Annotated in this window: 24 protein-coding genes; 15 read left to right on the forward strand and 9 right to left on the reverse strand. The window is 42.0% G+C overall.

Features of this window, described 5'->3' with window-relative positions:
- The first annotated feature begins 314 nt into the window (after nucleotides 1-314).
- From M0Q51_14105 to M0Q51_14115, 3 genes are all read left to right on the forward strand, one after another.
- Nucleotides 315-572 carry a DUF4160 domain-containing protein gene (locus tag M0Q51_14105; protein ID MCK9401110.1) on the forward strand — a complete coding sequence of 86 codons (258 nt, stop codon included), beginning with the start codon at nucleotides 315-317 and terminating at the stop codon, nucleotides 570-572.
- Between the two features lie 7 nt (nucleotides 573-579).
- On the forward strand, nucleotides 580-813 hold the full coding sequence (locus tag M0Q51_14110) for a DUF2442 domain-containing protein (protein MCK9401111.1): 234 nt from the start codon (nucleotides 580-582) through the stop codon (nucleotides 811-813).
- A 69-nt stretch (nucleotides 814-882) separates the two neighbouring features.
- Nucleotides 883-1,143, forward strand: a complete 261-nt coding sequence (locus M0Q51_14115) for a hypothetical protein (GenBank protein ID MCK9401112.1) — start codon at nucleotides 883-885, stop codon at nucleotides 1,141-1,143.
- An 11-nt stretch (nucleotides 1,144-1,154) separates the two neighbouring features.
- Here M0Q51_14115 and M0Q51_14120 read toward each other — a convergent pair whose 3' ends face one another.
- Nucleotides 1,155-1,292: a hypothetical protein gene (locus M0Q51_14120; protein ID MCK9401113.1), complete on the reverse strand. Its 138-nt coding sequence runs from the start codon at nucleotides 1,290-1,292 to the stop codon at nucleotides 1,155-1,157.
- A 169-nt stretch (nucleotides 1,293-1,461) separates the two neighbouring features.
- On the opposite strand from M0Q51_14120, the gene M0Q51_14125 reads away from it, so the two are divergent.
- The 4 genes from M0Q51_14125 (at nucleotide 1,462) to M0Q51_14140 (ending at nucleotide 2,830) form a co-directional block, all read left to right on the forward strand.
- On the forward strand, nucleotides 1,462-1,809 hold the full coding sequence (locus M0Q51_14125) for a type II toxin-antitoxin system RelE/ParE family toxin (GenBank protein MCK9401114.1): 348 nt from the start codon (nucleotides 1,462-1,464) through the stop codon (nucleotides 1,807-1,809).
- Complete coding sequence (locus M0Q51_14130) at nucleotides 1,806-2,096, forward strand: helix-turn-helix domain-containing protein (protein ID MCK9401115.1); 291 nt, start codon at nucleotides 1,806-1,808, stop codon at nucleotides 2,094-2,096. Before M0Q51_14125 ends, M0Q51_14130 begins: the two co-directional genes overlap by 4 nt.
- 94 nt (nucleotides 2,097-2,190) lie before the next feature.
- On the forward strand, nucleotides 2,191-2,508 hold the full coding sequence (locus M0Q51_14135; GenBank protein MCK9401116.1) for a type II toxin-antitoxin system RelE/ParE family toxin: 318 nt from the start codon (nucleotides 2,191-2,193) through the stop codon (nucleotides 2,506-2,508).
- 22 nt (nucleotides 2,509-2,530) lie between these two features.
- A complete protein-coding gene (locus M0Q51_14140) occupies nucleotides 2,531-2,830 on the forward strand; it encodes a helix-turn-helix domain-containing protein (protein MCK9401117.1) in 300 nt (99 codons plus the stop codon).
- A gap of 282 nt (nucleotides 2,831-3,112) precedes the next feature.
- Here the strand turns inward: M0Q51_14140 and M0Q51_14145 are convergent, their stop codons facing one another.
- A complete protein-coding gene (locus tag M0Q51_14145; protein ID MCK9401118.1) occupies nucleotides 3,113-3,811 on the reverse strand; it encodes a transposase in 699 nt (232 codons plus the stop codon).
- Nucleotides 3,812-3,911: 100 nt separating this feature from the next.
- Between M0Q51_14145 and M0Q51_14150 the strand changes: the two genes are divergently transcribed.
- On the forward strand, nucleotides 3,912-4,166 hold the full coding sequence (locus M0Q51_14150; GenBank protein ID MCK9401119.1) for a type II toxin-antitoxin system prevent-host-death family antitoxin: 255 nt from the start codon (nucleotides 3,912-3,914) through the stop codon (nucleotides 4,164-4,166).
- Nucleotides 4,163-4,468 carry a helix-turn-helix transcriptional regulator gene (locus M0Q51_14155; protein MCK9401120.1) on the forward strand — a complete coding sequence of 102 codons (306 nt, stop codon included), beginning with the start codon at nucleotides 4,163-4,165 and terminating at the stop codon, nucleotides 4,466-4,468. The genes M0Q51_14150 and M0Q51_14155 overlap by 4 nt, the downstream gene beginning before the upstream one ends.
- Nucleotides 4,469-4,522: 54 nt before the next feature.
- Here the strand turns inward: M0Q51_14155 and M0Q51_14160 are convergent, their stop codons facing one another.
- Both M0Q51_14160 and M0Q51_14165 read right to left on the reverse strand, forming a co-directional pair.
- On the reverse strand, nucleotides 4,523-4,984 hold the full coding sequence (locus M0Q51_14160; protein ID MCK9401121.1) for a hypothetical protein: 462 nt from the start codon (nucleotides 4,982-4,984) through the stop codon (nucleotides 4,523-4,525).
- Between the two features lie 23 nt (nucleotides 4,985-5,007).
- Nucleotides 5,008-5,313, reverse strand: a complete 306-nt coding sequence (locus M0Q51_14165; protein MCK9401122.1) for a reverse transcriptase domain-containing protein — start codon at nucleotides 5,311-5,313, stop codon at nucleotides 5,008-5,010.
- A gap of 706 nt (nucleotides 5,314-6,019) precedes the next feature.
- On the opposite strand from M0Q51_14165, the gene M0Q51_14170 reads away from it, so the two are divergent.
- The 3 genes from M0Q51_14170 to M0Q51_14180 all read left to right on the forward strand — a co-directional run bounded on the left by M0Q51_14170 (nucleotide 6,020) and on the right by M0Q51_14180 (nucleotide 9,392).
- Nucleotides 6,020-7,162 carry a beta-lactamase family protein gene (locus tag M0Q51_14170; protein ID MCK9401123.1) on the forward strand — a complete coding sequence of 381 codons (1,143 nt, stop codon included), beginning with the start codon at nucleotides 6,020-6,022 and terminating at the stop codon, nucleotides 7,160-7,162.
- A gap of 250 nt (nucleotides 7,163-7,412) precedes the next feature.
- Nucleotides 7,413-8,015 (forward strand): ABC transporter substrate-binding protein, encoded by a 603-nt coding sequence (locus M0Q51_14175; GenBank protein MCK9401124.1) that lies wholly within the window; start codon nucleotides 7,413-7,415, stop codon nucleotides 8,013-8,015.
- 339 nt (nucleotides 8,016-8,354) lie between these two features.
- Nucleotides 8,355-9,392 (forward strand): hypothetical protein, encoded by a 1,038-nt coding sequence (locus tag M0Q51_14180; protein ID MCK9401125.1) that lies wholly within the window; start codon nucleotides 8,355-8,357, stop codon nucleotides 9,390-9,392.
- Nucleotides 9,393-9,446: 54 nt separating this feature from the next.
- Here the strand turns inward: M0Q51_14180 and M0Q51_14185 are convergent, their stop codons facing one another.
- From M0Q51_14185 to M0Q51_14205, 5 genes are all read right to left on the reverse strand, one after another.
- Nucleotides 9,447-10,496, reverse strand: a complete 1,050-nt coding sequence (locus tag M0Q51_14185; GenBank protein MCK9401126.1) for a Gfo/Idh/MocA family oxidoreductase — start codon at nucleotides 10,494-10,496, stop codon at nucleotides 9,447-9,449.
- Between the two features lie 14 nt (nucleotides 10,497-10,510).
- Nucleotides 10,511-11,359, reverse strand: a complete 849-nt coding sequence (locus M0Q51_14190) for a sugar phosphate isomerase/epimerase (protein ID MCK9401127.1) — start codon at nucleotides 11,357-11,359, stop codon at nucleotides 10,511-10,513.
- 35 nt (nucleotides 11,360-11,394) lie between these two features.
- Nucleotides 11,395-12,924 (reverse strand): Gfo/Idh/MocA family oxidoreductase, encoded by a 1,530-nt coding sequence (locus tag M0Q51_14195; GenBank protein MCK9401128.1) that lies wholly within the window; start codon nucleotides 12,922-12,924, stop codon nucleotides 11,395-11,397.
- A 60-nt stretch (nucleotides 12,925-12,984) separates the two neighbouring features.
- Nucleotides 12,985-13,467: a DoxX family membrane protein gene (locus M0Q51_14200; protein ID MCK9401129.1), complete on the reverse strand. Its 483-nt coding sequence runs from the start codon at nucleotides 13,465-13,467 to the stop codon at nucleotides 12,985-12,987.
- 103 nt (nucleotides 13,468-13,570) lie between these two features.
- Nucleotides 13,571-14,293 carry a DUF1080 domain-containing protein gene (locus M0Q51_14205; protein ID MCK9401130.1) on the reverse strand — a complete coding sequence of 241 codons (723 nt, stop codon included), beginning with the start codon at nucleotides 14,291-14,293 and terminating at the stop codon, nucleotides 13,571-13,573.
- A 45-nt stretch (nucleotides 14,294-14,338) separates the two neighbouring features.
- Here M0Q51_14205 and M0Q51_14210 point away from each other — a divergent pair, with 45 nt between their 5' ends.
- The 3 genes from M0Q51_14210 (at nucleotide 14,339) to M0Q51_14220 (ending at nucleotide 19,561) form a co-directional block, all read left to right on the forward strand.
- Entirely contained in the window at nucleotides 14,339-16,573 is a 2,235-nt protein-coding gene (locus tag M0Q51_14210; protein ID MCK9401131.1) for a hypothetical protein, read from the forward strand.
- A gap of 130 nt (nucleotides 16,574-16,703) precedes the next feature.
- Nucleotides 16,704-17,456, forward strand: a complete 753-nt coding sequence (locus M0Q51_14215) for a LytTR family DNA-binding domain-containing protein (GenBank protein MCK9401132.1) — start codon at nucleotides 16,704-16,706, stop codon at nucleotides 17,454-17,456.
- Between the two features lie 104 nt (nucleotides 17,457-17,560).
- Nucleotides 17,561-19,561, forward strand: a complete 2,001-nt coding sequence (locus M0Q51_14220) for a histidine kinase (GenBank protein ID MCK9401133.1) — start codon at nucleotides 17,561-17,563, stop codon at nucleotides 19,559-19,561.
- Nucleotides 19,562-19,662: the final 101 nt, after the last annotated feature.

Consider the following 19,662-nt stretch of genomic DNA (forward strand, 5'->3'; position numbering starts at 1 on the left):
GGGACTTGCACCCTCTGGAAAATTTACACACACTTGTCGTTTGCTCTTGAAATTTTATTTGTACTTTTAAACTTTTTCAACAGCTTCCAACAAGTGTGCGCTGCATGCTCATGCAGGGCACACACAAGGCATATAGTTTTTGGCGCGTTATGTTGTGAATATGAACATTTTAGTTACAAACATAAATCGGTGTAAGTTGAAAGATTTGTCTTTCAAAGTCCGCCACAAACCATATGCTGACCGTTAGGGCGCATGGCTTGATTATAGAAAAAGTTCACTTAAAATATAGTACCTTTGTATGAAAGTGAATTTATATGCCGGAAATTTCAAGATTCTATGGGATTATTATTTACATGTTCTTTAGTGAACATAATCCTCCCTATTTTCATGTAAAGTATCAAGAATTTGAAGCAACTGTCGAAATCATTGATGGCGTTGTCCATGGAATTCTGCCTCGCAGGGCATTGAATTTAATTTTTGATTGGCTTGACCTTCACAAAGATGAACTTCTTGAAAACTGGAAATTAATGGCCGAAAGAAAACCAATAAATAAAATTGAACCTTTAAAATAAAAGCATCATGGAACTTATCAAAGTTGTTCGGGCTAAATATATTGAGGGCTATAAGATTGAATTTCAGTTTAATAATGGAATTATAAAAACCATTGACCTTTCGAATGAAATTTATGGTGAGGTATTTGAACCTCTTAAGAATCTTGAATATTTTAAGAAGTTCTCTCTTAATCCATTTACAATAGAATGGGAAAACGGAGCTGATTTTGCCCCGGATTACCTCTACAAATTGGGCAATTAATATAAGCCACGGCGCCCTAACAGCCAGCACCCGGTAGTATTCTTCCAGTCGGTTATCAATATAAGCGATGTGGCGATCGATCTTTTTCTGGTTGAAATTGTTCTTCCTGCTGTTCTGAGCCCGCAGTTTAGTACTGTCCCCAGCGATGAGCTTACCGCCAATGAGATTGAAATGCTTAGCGATCTGCACTGTGGCCCGGAACACTTTCTTGATGGCTTTAGGATTATCTCTTCGGAAATTAGCGATGGTATTATGATCCGGTTGCAGATTTCTCAGCAACCACATTACCTCGATATTCCGCTTGCACTCTTTTTCCAGGTCTCTGGATGATCGGGCCTTATTTAAATACCCGTAAATGAAAAGTTTGAGCAAATCGCCGGGGTGATAAGCCGGACTTCATGATCGGAGTCAATGGATTGATCCAGGGAAACCGGGAAAAGATGCGTCTGGGTTCTGTCGTGTCCTTGTATGAATTTCATACAATAAATGTACGGAAAGCCCTGTAAAATAAAGTGCAGGAAGTACTTGACTTATTAACTAAAAATGGTTAATATTGAAGGTTTTTAGACAGTCTGACGTTAGGGGGTAATTGGGTTATAAAATAATTTTTTTTGCTAATTGTGTTAACTATTTAGTTAACTTTGTGCCATGGTTAGAGAAATAATTTTTTGGGAGGATTATTTTGAAATCTTTTACAATCAGCAGGACCTGAAAGTTAAAAGAAAAATTGACCACGTTCTTTGGCTTGTCAGAAATACTGAAAGGGTTCCGAAAAAGTTCCTTAAACACCTGGAAGATACTGACGGACTTTATGAAATCAGAGTCAGCACGACGTTTAAAGAGATTCGTATTTTGTCCTTTTTTGAAGATCAAAAGCTAATCATTCTGATTAATAGCTTTATGAAGAAATCCCAAAAAACTCCAAAAAAGGAGATTGAAATAGGACAAAAATTGAAACGGGAATATTATGATTTTAAAAACAGGAGCACAAAATGAATAAGATAACAACATTTGAAGAACATATTGAAAAACAATACGGCAGCAAGGGTACCCTGGAAAGGGAGAAATTCGAAGCTGAAGCAATGGCTTTCCGACTTGGCGAATTATTAAAAGAAGCAAGAATAGAAGCTAAGCTGACCCAAGAAGAGCTTGCCAGCAAAACCGGAACCAAGAAAAGCTATATTTCACGGATTGAAGCTGGCAAGAGTGAAATCCAATTATCAACTTTTTATAGAATATTGAAAATCGGATTGGGAAAGAATTTGCAAATATCCATCGAATGATCCCAATCACCCCCTAACGTTCGAGCGCATAAAAATTCCTAAAAAATCTTTTTCTTTATTTTGAAAATGTTAACATATATGTTAACTTTGTGCCATGGTTCGTGAGATCAAATTTTATAAGAATTATTTCATTGAGTTTTATCTATCCCTTGATAGTAAAGCACAAGAAAAAATCGAATATGTCTTTAAGTTAATCCGGACATTGGACATGGTTCCAGAAACATTTTTAAAGCATATTCATGGAACAGAAGGGCTTTTTGAAATTAGAATCCATCACCTGCATAACAACTACAGAATATTCTGTTGCTTTGATCAGGGTAGAATTATTGTCTTATTTAATGGTTTTAAGAAAAAGACCCAAAAGACACCAAAGAATGAAATTGATTTCGCCCTCAAGTTAATGCATCAATAATTATGATGAAAAAAGTTAAAAAATGAAAAAGATAAAGGAAGCAACCACATTCGACGAATTATTGGATATCAAGTATGGCAAGCTTGGAAGCCCTGCCAGAGATGAATTCGAACAAAATTCAAGGGCTTTTATTATAGGTGAAATGATAAAAGAAGCCAGAAAACTTGCACACCTTACCCAGGATGACCTGGCCGAAAAAATTGGTACAAAAAAAAGCTATATCTCTCGTATTGAAAATGGGAAAATTGACATTCAATTGTCAACGCTTTTTAAAATATTTGAAGAAGGCCTAGGCCGGAAGTTAGGAATAACCGTTCTTTAATTTTTTACGCGCCCTAATAAATAGGACTTCGTTTGGCACGCAGTGCCCAACATGAAGTCCACGTTGAACTAAATCCGGGGATTACCCACCTTCTATGCACTTTACGCCAATGGTTTCAGTTTATTTACAACCGGATGGTTGACCGTAGTCTGTGTCTTTTTATTACTTTTTCACTTTACAGGAACTCTTTTTATTGCTGAAACGATTCAATACCGGAGTTTTTTTACTTTTTTGGGTGCAGACAGACAATACCATACCGGTCCTGCTTTTGAGGACAATTTGTCAATTAAAAATCACCAGACATTTGCTATTATCTTTCGCGGGATAAAGTACATTGCCCGGCGAGCGTATTTTAGGCAGAACTTCAACAACTTGCATTCTGCCTTTTTTACAATACGGACATTGATATACATCGAACCCCGTTAAACGTTTGAGCCGCTCCTGCGAGGTCTCTTTAACCGGAACAGCTTTTTGTTTTTCAGGTTTGAACTTCTTTTTCATCTTACTACTCAGTATCCCATAATACCTTATGCGCACAAACCGCTTAGGAAGGATGTGAAGGCAAAAGCGATGCAAAAATTCTACACCGCTCAGTTGGGTCAGTTTTCGCTTACCCTGGTCGGCGTAATCTTTCATGTAAAAACTTACACCGTCCTTGTCAATATGCTGTATCCGCTGATTGCTGATGGCAACCCTGTGCGTATATTGTCCGAGGTATTTTACAATATGTTCCGGGGAGCCAAAGGGAGGCTCGCAATCAACCACCCAGGGTTTGTTCCATAGCCGGTCCAACAGCGACTGGTCTTCGCCTAATTGGCTGATATCTGACAGATGTCGTTTCAGCTTACCCAAAAGCTTACCGCGAAACACGGTACTGAGCATCTTCACCGGATACAAGGTATCAAATATGAGAAAACTAAAATATAACGACACGCAGATAATTTTTGGTGATCCACCCCTGTCTGCGGGTAGCTGCCACATGTTACCACCCATTTTGATTAAAAAATATTTCATGCTTGGTAGAACTTAAACTTTTTGTACTTAATTTTGTACTTTAAAATGTACAGAAAGGATTTATCATATGTTAACAACATCAATCTCTGAATTTAGAAGAGATATTAAAAGATATCTCGATAGAGTGACCCAGAATTTTGAAACCTTGATCATTAATCGTGGCAAAGACAACGGTATAGTCATTATGTCATTGGATGAATATAATTCAATGAGGGCAACCCAGCACGAATTATCATCCAAGACGAATGAGAAAAGATTAGATTCTGCAATTGAAAAATTAAAAAAGGAATACTTCGAAGAAAAAAGAAAGGGTTCATTATGAGAAAAGAACATTCAAATATTAAATCGTGGTCAACCATCAAGGATGATATCTATGGTAAAACAGGTACGGTCCGTCGTGATGAATTAGATAGAGAAATTGAGGCCTTTAAAATTGGTTTATTAATTCGCCAGGCAAGGGAATCCAAAAACATGACCCAAGAAGAATTAGCAAAATTGATTTCTAAGAAAAGAAGCTACATTTCCAGGGTGGAAAATGACGGAAGCAATATGAATCTTAAGACTCTTTATGACATCGTTGAAAAAGGTCTTGGCGGAAAAGTAAATATTGCAATTGAAATTTAACACACTCTAATCGAGTAGACGGCCCCGTCAGCAATAACTGACGGGGTGCGCCTCTCACAGCACTGTACGTACGGGCCTCGTATACAGCGGTTCATTAAGATGTGGAGCAATTTTCTCATAATTCGTAAGCATAGCCACGTACCCTCTTTTACTCAAGCGTTCTAAGGTGATAGTCGTCACCAGAATAGGACTTTGAGCCACAGCCCAGCCTCCTTTTCTTGTCCTGCTCCAGGCATAGGCATGATCGGGGTCTACGCCCAGGCGAATCAGATTTTTCATTTTTCGCTCAGGTTTCATCCATTGATGCCAGATGCAGTACCTTAAACGGTTACGTATCCACCCATCAAGCTCTTTGAGTTTGCCCTGAATACTTGCCATTCGGAAGTATCCAAGCCATCCTCGTTGAAGATCATTGAGTCTTAATATACGCTCGTTAAAAGTAGCCGGAGTAGTTTTCCGGGTAATGATTTTGACTTTCTGTTTCAGAGTTTTCCAGCCTTTCTCGCTGACAACCAATTGGTATTTACCTTTCTCACCCTTTACGTATGTGGGAACGAATCCAAACCCCAGTATTGTAAGTTTACAGGTCTGCGTATGCCGCTTTTCTCCCGGTTGATCGGCAGTCCCAGCTTATCCTTTAAGAAAAGATAAGCCTCGTTATCTGCCTTGCGGGCTGCATAATTACTTTTGGCATAGATGCTAAAGTCGTCAGCATAGCGGACATAGCGGAGTTCTTGCTTCTTCAGCTCCTTATCCAACTCATTCAGCATGATGTTAGACAGCAGCGGGCTAAGCGGACTTCCCTGCGGTACGCCCTTTCTGCGTTTGACCAATTTCCCGTTTATTAGAATGGGAACTCTCAGCCATTTGCGGATCAGGCGTTGCGTGATTGGGTATTTAACCTTGCGATACAGTAATTGCAGCAGAATACAACGGTAGGAATACCCAGTAACCGGGTTTTCCCGTTGTTCTTGGGTATTGCTACCCCTTGGAACATCTTAATGTTCAATCCTTCATCCAATCCCTGCGGCATCTACTATCCAACGATGGTCGTATTCTTTGGACTTTGCAATGGTGTGCTTGCTTATCCTCGTTTTATAGCCTCATATGCCGTTCCTGTTCGTCAGTATCGGATTTTGCAGTCTCGCTTCCTTCAGTGTATAGGTCACTCCAAGCCACCTTGCGACTTGCTAATACTTTCAGGTTCTACCCCGATGTACAAGGGACTTGCACCCTTTGGAAAATTTACCAACACTTGTCGTTTACTACTGAAAATTTATTTGTATTTTTAAACTTTTTCAACAGCGTCCAACAAGTGTGCGCTGCATGCTCATGCAGGGCACACACAAAGCGCAACTGCCAGCCGGTGTTTAAAAATCTAGCCCGCCCAGGCGGGCAAATAAGTGAAAATTAAAATGGTTAAAGGTAAAAATTGTAAATTTATAAGCCCGCCTGTGCGGCCAAAAACACCGCCTGGTAGTTACGCAGACCGTAATAAGCCATATGAATGTTGAGATAATAAACACACCATTGAGATAGGAGAATAAAACCATGAAAATCTTTATTTTAAGATTACTGACACTTATCATTATAAGTGTTCTGCTCATTACTTGTTCAAAGGATAATACAACGATTGAATCACAATTCAGTGCAGAAATGCAATCCAAATTTGAAGCTGCACTGGATAAAACCGTGATGGAAAATCATATCCCAGGAGTTATCGTCGGCGTTTGGATTCAAAATGAAGGGAGCTGGGTGAAAGCTAAGGGGATATCTAACCTGGCTATAAACGAGCCCATGAAGCTGGATAATCATTTCCGGATAGGAAGTATTACGAAAACTTTTACAGGGACCCTGGTCCTGCAATTGGTTGACGAGGGTTTGATAAACCTTGATTCATCGCTTGCATATTATCTTCCCCAGTATCCATTTCCGCAGGCTGACAAGATCACGGTAAGACATCTGGGAAAGATGAGGAGCGGTATTTTCAATTATTCAGATGACAGCACATTTTTCGCTACAGCATGTGCTCATAATTGGGATTTTCAGGTTACAGCAGACTATTTAGTCAAAATTGCATTAAATTACCCTTTGAATTTTGATCCTGGCCAGGAATATTATTATTCCAATACCAACACAGTACTGCTGGGCATGATCTGTGAAAAAGTCACTAATAAACCGATCAGCCAGCTTTTAATGGAAAAGATTTTTGCACCCAACAAATTGGAAAATACTTTCTGGCCCCAGACCCGGTTTTTACCTGAACCTTTTTCGCATGGGTATTCAAAACAAACATCTGACGGAGAGATGAAAGATGCAACATTTTTCAACCCCTCCTGGGGTGATGCAGCAGGAATCATGGTTTCAAACATTTACGACCTGAAGAAGTGGATAAAGCTGGTTGGGACCGGGGCACTTTATTCACCTGCCATGCACGTAGAAAGATTGAATATTGAAGATAATTATGGATTTGCAATACAAGGTTATGATGGATGGCTTTTTCATTTCGGAGCAATTCAAGGATTTACAACAGGAGCATTATACTATCCCGGTAAGGATGCCATACTTGTTATACATGTAAATTCTAATATTAATAACCCTTTTACTGATTATTCTCCGGCAGAAGCAGTAGCCCTGGCGTTTATGGAGCTATTAACTCCTTCTGCCGGACTTTCGAAATTTTCTATGAAATGAAGAGATTGATGGTTTTATCTATTCCACCCTTTCTATGGCAGACAATTTATACGGCTTATACATGCGCATAAAAACTACTTTGCCAAGGAAAAAGGTACTTTTTAAGGGTTTTAGGGCGCTGTTTTTATGTGCTGACCGTTATTGTTAATTGGAATGAAAAGAAGCCTTCAAATAATTGACCATAAACTTTATAAATTGAACAGACATGGAAAAGCACCACAGAGTCTTGATTTACTCGTTAATTTTATTAATGGGTATTGTATTAACTCTTACCAATAGTTGTAAGAAAAGTGAGACTACACCTCCGGCAGGCGGGCAGACTATCAATTTCGGAGCGTTGCTTGATCTGAGCTTCGACAATCCGGAAGAAGGACTGGCCACCAAGGCAGCCTTACAATTTGCACTGGAAGACATGAACAGTTACGCGGCGACAGCCGGACAGAATGTTACATTCATCTGTTCCTATGTTGATACGCGTTTGGATACAACAGAGGCAAAAAATCAATTGAAAAATATGTATGAAAAAGGGATCAGCATGTTTGTAGGAGGCCCCTTTTCCAGTAGCGAACTTCAGGCCATTGCGCCTTTTGTAGAGCAGAACCCGGTGGTAGTGATCAATTCGATTAGTACGGCCATAGGCCTAAACCATGATGGCAGTCATATTTTCAGGATAGTCACCGACGACGGCTTTCAGGCCAAAGCATTAAACAGGGTGGCAATAACTGAGGGGGTGAAAGCCGTAATCCCAATTGTGAGGAATGACGTTTGGGGCAATGCCCTGATAGCTTTACATACTAATGGCCGCAATAATACATTCCGACATGGACGAGCCGGAACCATAAAAGGAAAATGAAAATCAAGTAATTGGACGTCACAACGTGGTGCTTGCTTATCCTCATTTCTAAGCCTCATATGCCGTTCCTGTTCGTCAGTACCGGATTTTGCAGTCTCGCTTCCTTCAGTGTATGGGTCACCCCAAGCCACCTTGCGACTTGCTAATACTTCAGGACGTTACCCCTGCGTATAAGGGGTTTGCACCCTCCGGAAAATTAACCCACACTTGTCGTTTGCTCTTGAAATTTTATTTGTATTTTTAAACTTTTTCAACAGCGTCCAACAAGTTAACGTTCATTGGAGTAAAAAGAAACAGACAGCAAATAAATATTCAGTTACTTATAAAATTTAAAAAATTATGAAACGTATGATGTATTTTATTCCATCTATTGCGGGGCTAATTTTATTGACACTTACATTTAGTTGTAAAAAAGGTAACCCCTCTCCGGTAGAAACACCCAATGCTAAAGAAGTAAGTGTTCATCAAATATATTTAACAGGAGACGCAAGTATTCAAAATGCAGAAATGTCTGGTTTGACTTGGCATAATAATAATTTGATTTTAATGCCGCAAAATCCAAGAATTTATACAAATCAGGCAGGCACAGGAAAATTTTTCAAACTTTCAAAAACACTTATCAACAATTATATCAATGGCTCTTTTACTTCTTTAGAACCTTATCCAATTTTAGTTCATAACATACCTCAAAGCATTGAAGGGTTTGAGGGTTTTGAGGCAATTGCTATGAAAGAAAACACAGTATATCTTATTATTGAAGTCCAAAAGGATTCTTCCATGATAGGCTATCTGATTAAAGGAACAATAAATGATAGTACGACAGAAATTAGTCTGGACACAACTACTTTAACACAAATTGAAACACCTGTTTTTGTTACCAATGCTGCTTATGAATCCATTGTAATAACCCACAATTGCATTCTTTGTATATATGAGGGCAACGGAAAAAACATCAATCCCACTCCCATTGTAAAAGTTTTTGATTTCAACTTTAATTCATTAACTTCTATTTCATTCCCAAGCATAGAATATCGAATTACTGATGCTACCGTGTTGGCTTCGGACAATACATTTTATGTTATCAATTATTTTTATCCCGGAGATTCTATCAGCTATATCCCTTCAACAGATGAATATTCCGCAACCTTTGGTCTCCCAGGCTCACATAACAACGATGCAAGAAAAGAGAGATTAATTAAATTGAAATATACTAGTAGCAGCATACAAAAAGTGGATACACCTCCTGTATATTTGGAATTAACAACAAACAACTGGAGCAGAAACTGGGAGGGCATCGAACAGTTATCAGATAAAACTTTCTTAATAATTACTGATTATTTTCCAGGGACTGTTTTTGGCTATTTAAGTTTAGAATAATTTTCTTATTTTTCCATATGCCCGCCCGTTTTTTTCAGACTATTTAGGAGATTATTATGATATGTTTACAATCGATTTCCTTCGATGGCTTTCAAATGCCAGTTCGATGATACGGATCACATTCCTGGCCTCTTCCGGTAGGACAGCCTGTCCGGATCCTTTAGTGATGACATCGTAAACATTATTATAAAAACCCATATAATTGCCGGGCTCCGTTTCAATCGTGCCGTAAAACTGCTGTCCATGGAGTTCAGCATTGAGAATTCCCCAGTAATCGGGGTCTTCTTTTCCCCAGTTTTCCGAATCCGGCATCAGGCCTTGTTTAAGCATTTCTTCCTGTGGATCGATACCATATTTGATGAAAGACCCTTTTGTACCATGCAGGACATACCTTGGACCCTTCTCTTTTATAAATACGGAAGCTTTTAAAGTCACTTTAAGTTTTTCATAATAAAGATTAACCTCGAAACAATCGTCAACCTGGCTTCCCTTTCTCTGGGTCCGGATATCTGCAAACACCGATTGGGGCAATCCGAAGAGTACCAGCGCCTGGTCGATCAGGTGGGATCCCAGGTCGTACAGCACACCGCCGGCAGGTAGAGGTTCGTCACGCCAGGCACTTCGCCTCTGGCCAGGGGCAAATCGATCGAAATGGGCCTCAAATTCGAGGATTTCGCCAAGGTAACCCTGGTAAACAACCTGTTGTACGGTCTTAAAATCGCCGTCCCACCGCCGGTTCTGGTAAACAAGGATCTTTTTCCCGGTTTTTTCGGCAAGCCTGATTAGCTCATCCGCCTCGGCGGATGAGGGTGTGAATGGCTTTTCAACGACAATATGTTTCCCGGCCATTAAAAATTCACGGGCCAGGTCATAATGTAAAATATTAGGCGTTGCAATAACGACTAATTCGATGGTGTCATCTTTCAGCAAATCTTTATAATTCCTAACGATCCCCACATCAGGGTAAAGATCTTTAGATGAATTACCCTGCCGTTCAACTACTTTTGCGAGTTTAAAACCAGGATGCACATGCAGGAAAGGAGCGTGAAAGACACGTCCCGAGAGGCCAAAGCCGATTATTGCCGTATTTATGATCCTTTGCATGCTGATTGGCAGGTCTAATATACGATTTTTTTGAGATTCTTAAAACTTATCTTCACACTTTCAAGCGGGTCAATTTTGCAATCATCCTGTTCAACGAAGAAATAAGCCAGCCCGGCCTGTTGCTTCTGACCGAAAATCTGTTTATAATCGATGATCCCTGTCCCAACCGGTGCAAAATCTTTCTCCGGGTTAGCCTCCATATCCTTGACATGCCAGAGTTCAAAGCGGCCGGGATATTTGCCGAAATAACTTAATGGATCCGATCCTGCATAAATCATCCAGTAAAGATCAGACTCGAAGCAAACTAATTCCGAATCGGTTAATTCAAGCAAAATATCAAAACCAGTTGTGTCATCAATCTTTACAAACTCAAATGCATGATTATGATAGCCAAATTTAAGGCCTGATGCCCTGCAGGCTTCGCCAATATCATTAAGGTGCGCCGCAGCCCTGGAAAAATGATCTTTTGTTTCTTTCTTATTAACGGGCAACATGGGATATACAAGGTATCTGACTCCTAGTGTGGCGTGCGCTTCAATCGCTTGTTGTTGCTGCTCCGGTTCAAAAGTGGCATGAGAGCTGATCAGCTGCATTCCCAGATCATCCGCCATTTTTTTGAATTCACGTGGCTGAAGCCCGTAAAACTTGCCATCATTATAGCCTGCTGCTTCGAGCCAGGTGTAACCAATGGCTGAGATGCTTGCAATCGTCCCGGGAAGGTCACGGCTTATGGCATCACGCAGAGTATAGAGCTGCAGGCCGATATTCTTATTCAATGTCGCAGCTCTTAAAATCCGCGGGGACATAAGGGCTGCGAAGGAGGCAAATGAAGTGGTTTTAATGAAGGTTCTCCTGGTCATCATATTTAAATTTTAGCACGCGGATTACCGCGGATTTTTTAAATTATCTTTTCATTGTCTGGATTCCAAAACACTTGCCGGTTTTCTTTATAGGCAAGGGTTCCCATATGCGCTGTCATGGCCTCTTCGAAAGCCACGTCGATATTGCAGCTTGTCCGGCCGCCATTCCGGATGCAGTTGAGCCATTCGCGGATGTGCAGGTAGGTCGTATCAACCCTTTTTCCACCCCTGTAGGTGTACATCAGTCCACGCCCGGCAAAGTACTGCTCGGTGGGGGAAGTGATGGCATCTACGTTTTTCAGTCCCGGCGTATAGGTGAAGATAGGAAGATCAGGGTCGATGATACCTGATTCGATCTTCTCCTTATAACGATCAGAGCCCCGGTCGGCGAAAATGGTCATGGATGAACCCAGTTCCATTGTGCCGTCATGTCCCATGATCACCCTGCCACGCTTGCGGTTGCTGGCAAGGGTAGCGCTGTACATCAGCGTCAGGTTGCGTTCCGGGTATTCAAAAACGGTATGAAGCACATCCGGTACGGTACGGCCATCCTTAAAAAAGTATATCCCGCCGCTGGAAACAGCCGAATGGGGTATTCCCAGGTTGAATATCTGGTTCATTGCATCGTATTCATGGGTTAACAGGTCGCCGGATAAGCCGGTGCTGTAATCCCACCAGCAACGCCAGCGGAAAAAGCGTTCCAGGCTGAAGTCGTGCCAGGGTGCCTGACCGATGAACTGCTGCCAGTCAATGGTCCGGGGGCCTGCATCGGGATGGATCGGGTAAACCCAGGCCCCGTTCGGATCATTGCGGTTTGTCGTTACTTCAATGAGGTTGATTTTTCCCAGGATGCCCTGGTTAATGATTTCCCTGGCTTTCAGGTAGCTTTCATTTTGTCTTCCCTGGTGTCCGAGCTGAAAAACAACCTGGCTTTCTTTAACAGCTTTTCTTACCTCGTAAGTTTCCGCCACTGTCCAGGTCAATGGTTTTTCGCAATAGACGTGCTTACCTGCGCGGGCTGTGGCAATGGTCATGGGCCCATGCCAATGGTCAGGCGCGGCTATGATCACGGCATCTACATCATCGGCATTGATCAGTTCCAGGTAGTTTTGATATCGTTTAGGTGCTTCGCTCATTTTACCACCGGAACCTTCTCTGTAAATGTTCGCCCCCGCCTCCTGCGCCATCCGGCCGTATGTATCGAAGATATCACAGACAGCAGTCACCCTTACATTCAGGCCTTCCTGGGAAAGGTAATCTTCGTATCGCTTATCCTGCTTGTCATTCACAGCTCCTGTTTTCCATTCGTCGATCATTCCCGGATGGGCAAAACCGGCTGCCACAGCCAGGTCTTTCCCCCTGATGCCATAGCCAATGATCCCCAGCCTGATCTCTTTTCCTTGCGATGGATTATCCTGATAAGCAGGCGGTTCCGGGCTTAACTTCAATTCTTCCTGGATATTGATCCGGAGATATTTTTCATATTTTCGCTTCCTGTACCAGGCGTAAGCAAGTGCTCCCACAACCGGGATGCTTACCAGCGATTTTAGTACATTTCTTCTATCCATAACAATTAGTTCAAAGGGCAAAGTTCAAAGTGCAAAGTTGAAGTTATTAAGTTCATTAGTTCACTTTGAATTTTGAACCTTAAACTCTGAACTTTGCCCTTTGAACTTTGAACTGAATAAGTACCTATCTATCCCATACTCCAACCATGTTGGGAATACCAATAGCACGCCAAGTGCTAATGCTTCGATCACCATTTTATTGACGACAAGGTAGCTGCCATCGCTCGGTACGGCATATTTCAAACCCACGAACGGCGGGTGCGACATGTAATAGATTATCATTAGCACAATTCCTGAAATGATGGCTGCCCGGGTAAAGAGACCTAAGATCAACCCGAGTCCGATCAGGATCAATCCCCATATGTTCAGGAAGTCGACTATTTTTAATAAATCCGGATTCGCTGTCAGGTTATAGAAGAATTGTTTCAGGAATCCCCCGGAATCGAGCAAATATCCGGCGCTGGACCAGTTCGGATTAGCCAGTTTGACCAGGCCTTCATAAAGAAAATGCCACCCGATGGCGAGACGCAGAAATACAAGCATGAGTTTTTGGGTTCGGGTCATTAGATATTGGTCATTGGTTAGTTGTCCTGAGTTCTGAGTTTAAATATTCAATTTTCAATTTTCAATTTTCAATTTTCAATCTTCAATCTTCAATCTTCAATTTTATATTCCTGAACCTCACATAGCTCCCATGATCCTGTAATCCGATGTGGCCCTTCTTTGCCAGCCCATACCCCGGGTAATCTTTCCATTTGCCTTCCCTGGCCAGTTTATACCATTCATCGGTCCATAAATCATATTCCAAGATTATTTCACCATTCAGCCAGTGCGTGACATGGCCATTTTTAACCCTGATCCGTGAGGAATTGAATTCTCCAACCGGCATCAGCACTTTTCTGTCCTTATCAGCCGGATGCATCGCGTAATTAGCCCCGGTTTGCTGCCAGTCTTCCAGTTTACCGGGATACCCGACATCATCAATCAACTGATATTCAGGGCCCGTGGCATAAGTCGAAGGGTAATCGCTTTCCAGGACATGAAAGAGAATGCCGCTGTTGCCGCCAGGTGATATGGCCCATTCAAGGTAAAGGTCGAAATCTTCATATTCTTTTATAGTGATAATGTCTCCGCTCATTTCGCCTCCTCCCGTTCCCGATGCAACAAGGCAGCCATCTTTTACTGACCAGTCTATTGGCATGCCTTCCATTTTAAATCCCCTCCAACCGTCTGTAGTCTTGCCATCAAAAAGCAAAATCCAGCTCTCGGCCATTTCTTTTGGGGTAAGAACATTCTGCTGTGCAACCATATCAGGAATAAATAAAATGCTTAATAAAATGATCAGCAATAAGGTGGAAATTTTTTGCATGAAGTATATTTTTAACAGGTTAAAATTAAGAAAAAAGCAAATGGGATGGAATTCCATTTAAAAACATCCTATCTTTATAAAAATCAATTATATCCCGGGATGGAGTCCCATAAAAGCTTCATAATCAAACTGTCCCTTTTCAATTTAGGCCTGACAGCCATGGGAACCCAGATCGTTATGATCAGGGAATTCCTGGCCATATTCCAGGGAAACGAGCTGATCATCGGGATGTTCCTGGGATTCTGGATGCTGCTTACCGCAACTGGATCGTTCCTTGTAACGAAATTCTTTCAAGTTCGCAGTTCCCAGTTCGCAGTTCCCAGTTCGCAATTCCCTGCTTCCTCTATTCCATCGTTCCACTGTTCCACCATTCCACTACTTCAAGCTCTCCTTGGCCTCCTTCCTTTACTCATGCTGCCTGGATTGCTGTGGCTTCACTCCCACTTCATTCCACCTGGTGTTATGGCAGGAATTGATGATATTTTTCTGTTTTTATTAATAGTATTGGGCCCCTTTTGCCTTGTTTCAGGATTCCTGTTTCCAATCATGGTGCATGAACTTTCGGCCCTTCATGATAAAAACCTGATCCATAAAGGATATGCCCTCGATGCGGCTGGGAGTATCGCAAGCGGAATCATTTTCAGCCTGCTTTTTCTCTTCATATTAAATCCTTTTGATAGCCTTTTAATCCTCACCTGTACCTGCTTTTTTAATGCAATTGCATGGGCATGGGGACAAAAAAGGAAAATAGCATCCCTCGCCCTCCTGGTAATTGGAATGGTGATCCTGGTAATAAGTTTTATCATCAAACCGGATGAGCTCATTAACAGGTTGTCATTTGAGAATCAACAAGTCCTGGAAGTCAAAGCCTCTCCATTCGGAAAACTTACTATCACCCGGTTGGATGAGCAGCTCAACCTTTATGAGAACGGCGTTCCGGTCATCACCGGGGATGATCCCGCATTCCGGGAAGAATCAGTACATTATGCCATGTTATTGCACCCCGGCCCTGAAAAAGTACTGTTAATATCAGGCGGGACCGGGGGAACGATCGGGGAAATCCTCAAATATCCAGTAAAAAAAATCGATTATCTTGAGATCAACCCCTGGTTGATCCGGTTGATCGATAAATACAAGCCATTTATTAAGGATGACCGGGTCAAATTTATTTATAAGGATCCAAGGATTATACTTTCCCGGGCAGGACAGAAATATGATGTCATCATCCTGAATACACCAGAGCCATTGTCAGCAGAACTGAACCGTTTTTATACGCTGGAATTTTTTCTATTGTTGAAAGATAAGCTCAATCCCGGCGGGATTATCTCTCTGTCTGTCCCTGCTGCTGGTAATTATATGAGCGAAACCTCAAGGATGATGCATTCGGTTCTTTTTAATACCCTACAGACGGTATTCGGATTTATCAGAATAATTCCTGGTGATAAGGACTATTTCCTGGCTTCGGAAATTTTCCTGGACAATTCGTTTTTGCAAAAATATCCGTCTGTAGGGTTCACCAACGTTTATGTTAATCCATCCTACATAAATGAGGACCTGCAAAAGATGCGGAGCGATCTGATTATGAAAGATCTTATACCCGAAGCGCCTGTCAACTCAGACCTTAAGCCATATATCTTTTCACTATCTTTGAAGCAATGGTTAAGCCGGTTCAAGGTTGATTTCAGGGCCATTCCTATAGCACTGGCCATTTTTATAGTCGTTGCATTTTTATTCCTGGGCCCGCTGAACCTGGGCCTGTTTGCAGGCGGTTTCACTGCCTCGGCCGTGGAATTTTTACTCCTGATCTGGTTCCAGGTGATGTATGGCTATGTCTTCCAGATGACCGGGGTGATTTTCGCGGTTTTCATGGCGGGGATTGCTATCGGATCTGTGTTGATGCACCTGGTTAATAAAGGCACTTTCAGGGGTTTCCTGACCTTGCAGGCAGCCATTGCCTCTTTCGCTGCATTGCTGGCAATATTGATGCTTATCATTCCTTCGAATTCTGCACATTGGACGATCATCCCGTTAATACTGGCTTTGGTTTTCATCACCGGCTTACTGACCGGTGCCCAGTTCTCCCTGAGCGGATCACTCAGGAAAACAAGTATCCGGCAAAGTTCAGGTGAATCTTTCAGCGCCGACCTTCTCGGTTCTGCCATTGGGATTGTGCTGGCATCAGTTTATCTTATCCCGCAACTCGGGTTGCCGGTGACCGGGATGGTGCTGGCTGGTTTAAATGTTGTGGCTTTGGGGGTGATTTATGTTAAGGGCAGATAGCTTTTATTATTTAAGATGGAAGATACAGGAAACAAGCTCATATCGAGATATTTAATTTAATATTTCTAAATCTTCATTGACCTTAAAAATTTTGTATCTTGCATTGTTTTATTAGTAAAACCAAACAACCATGCTGCGCACCCTCATCGTTGATGACGAAGACCACATGCGCGATTCGCTTGTCAAGCTCTTGGCAAAGCATTGCCCCCAAGTGGAAGTTGCAGGTAAAGCAAGCAGTGTCGCCACCGGAATCAAAGCTTTACAAGAACTCCACCCCGACCTCGTATTACTTGATATCCAGATGAGCGACGGCACAGGCTTTGACCTGTTGAATTCATTGCCGGTAATAGATTTTAAGGTCATTTTCATTACTGCTTTTGATCAATACGCCCTGCAGGCGTTCCGTTTCAGCGCCGTAGATTACCTTCTCAAACCTGTCAATCCTGAGTTGCTGGCTGAAGCTGTTGAACGGGCAGGGCAGCTGATACAGGAGCATCATAATATACAGATGCAAGCTTTGCAGGAAAATCTCAGGAATATAGAACGTCAGAACAAAAAGATCATCCTGAAAACCACCGAGAACATCTACCTGCTTGACCTGAATAACATCATAAGCTGCGAATCGGACAATAATTACACCTGCGTTTATACTTCAGACGGTGAAAAAATTCTTGTATCAAAGACCCTTAAGGAGTATGATAATCTCCTTGCCGGTTGCGGATTTTACAGGGTGCATAAGTCGTACCTGATCAACCTTGCTCATATAAAACGATTTGAGAAACAGGATGGCGGTTATATCATATTGACCAATGACCTGAAAATACCCGTGGCCTCTCGCAAGCGGGATGAGATGCTGGAGCTGCTGGAGAAGATGGCGGAGTAGCCCCCTCCCCGTCCCTCCCCCAATTGGGGGAGGGAGTAAGGGTGGGGGATGTCAACAATTGAAGAATAGAACAATTGAACAATAGAACAATAAAACGGGCTTTTTTGATTGCAATTCTGTTCATCTTTTGTTGTATTATTGATGCCCAGGTATTATCTCAAAATAAAATCGACAGCCTGAAAAATTTGTTTCCCGGTTCGGATACCCGTGAGCAGGTGGATATTTTGAATGAACTTGCCTCAATTTATGCTCCTGTTAATTTCGATTCAAGCATCTTTTATTCTGCTCAGGCAATGCGGATGGCAACTATCAGCGGATATGCCTTTGGCATCGGTTGCTCAAGGCTTTATACCGGGAATGCCTACTATTATAATCTGGATTTCAAAAATGCACTGATATCCTATCTTTCAGCACAAACTATCCTGGAAGAAGGTTCGCATTTTGATGAACTGGGAGAATTGTGCCTAATGCTCGGTCATATCAACTTTTTTATCATGAGAAGTGATGTGGCTGTCTCATATTACCACAAAGCATACGATAATTTTAAGGAAGCAGGAGATGATTCTTCTCAGGCTGATGTATTATATGCCTTGAACATGACTTACTGGAGAGACGGGCCTGTAGACAGCGCTCTGGCAGCCGGTGAAAGGTTCCTTAATTATACCAGGAAACATCATTATCGGTCTTTCGAAGCTGCGGCGCTGATTAACCTTGGCATGACGGTATGGGATGAAAAATCCTTACGGTATCATGATGAAGCGCTTAAAATTGCCAAAGAACTTGAAAATTTCAGAATGGTCGCTATCATTTACAATAATATTGCCAGTTATCATTACGAGATCCCTTCTCCCCTCTCCGAAAATAATGTTAACCTGAATCTGTCCCGGCATTATTACGATTTAGTTCTTGAAAATGCACAAAAAGTTAAATATTATTATAACATCCGCGCTATGGCCTATCTCGGTTTGGCTAAAATTGACATAAAAGAGGGGTTTTATGACTCGGCAGAATCAAATCTGGGCAACTGCGAAAAGATTTTTGATTCAATCGCTCAATTTCCTGATCCCCAGCCTTCGCCTATCGGAATCTATGCTTTTGGGAAAATTTTTGAATCGTTTATAACACTGAGAACAAAAAACGAATTTTATGCCTCTCGTTTTGAACTTGCAAGGAAAACTGGCAAGCCTGAGGATGCTATAAATTACCAGCGATTGTATTTTGAGTCAGGAGATACCCTTCGGGCGGTGCAGCAAGGCAGGCAGCTCGAATTGCTCATGGCTGAGGCGGAAGCAGAAAAAACTGATCAGAAGATCCGGTCACTGGCACAGGAAAATGAACTGAAGAAGTTGCAGTTCAAGCAGAGCCGGTCCATTTTTATAGGAATAGCAGCGGTGGTGGTCATCATCAGCCTGTTCGTGCTGCTCTTTTTCCAGCGAAAACGGCTGAAAGCCGAACAAAAATCCATTTTTATGGAGCAGCGCTTGCTGCGGGCGCAGATGAACCCTCATTTCCTCTTCAATTCCCTCGCCAGTATCCAGAATTATATCATCAATGAAAAAACCGACCAGGCCAGTATTTATCTTTCCCGGTTCTCGCAGCTTGTCAGGAATATTTTGGATAACTCTGTCGAAGAATATGTCCCTCTTGAGAAAGAGATCGAAACCGTCCAGAATTACCTTGAATTGCAAAAGGTCAGGTATGCGGGTAAGTTTGATTTCAAGATAGAAGTGGATGAGCAGATTGACGAAGAAAACATGATGATCCCGCCCATGCTGGCCCAGCCCTTCATCGAAAATGCCATCGAGCACGGCATTAAGTACAGGGAAACCCCGGGCCATATCGATATCCGGTTCCGGCTGGAAGACGGTCTGATCCGGTTTGAAGTAGAAGATGACGGCGTCGGACGTGAAAAAGCGCATGAAATTGAAATGAAACAAAAGACCAAACACCGGTCCATGGCCACTTCCATTACCAGCGACCGCCTGATGTCGATCAATAAGAAGCTAAAAAGAAAGATCAGGATGGAGATCATCGATCTGAAAAATGCATCAGGTAATGGTTGCGGGACGAAGGTGACGTTCGGGGTGCCGGTGGTTGTGAAGTAGGCAGTTGGACAGTTAGCAGTGAATAGTCAATTATAGTCATTAAGTAGTCATTAAGTAGTCATTAAGTAGTCATTAAGTAGTCATTAGGTAATTGTTGACTG

Source organism: Bacteroidales bacterium (genome assembly GCA_023229505.1).
Taxonomy (GTDB): domain Bacteria; phylum Bacteroidota; class Bacteroidia; order Bacteroidales; family JAGOPY01; genus JAGOPY01.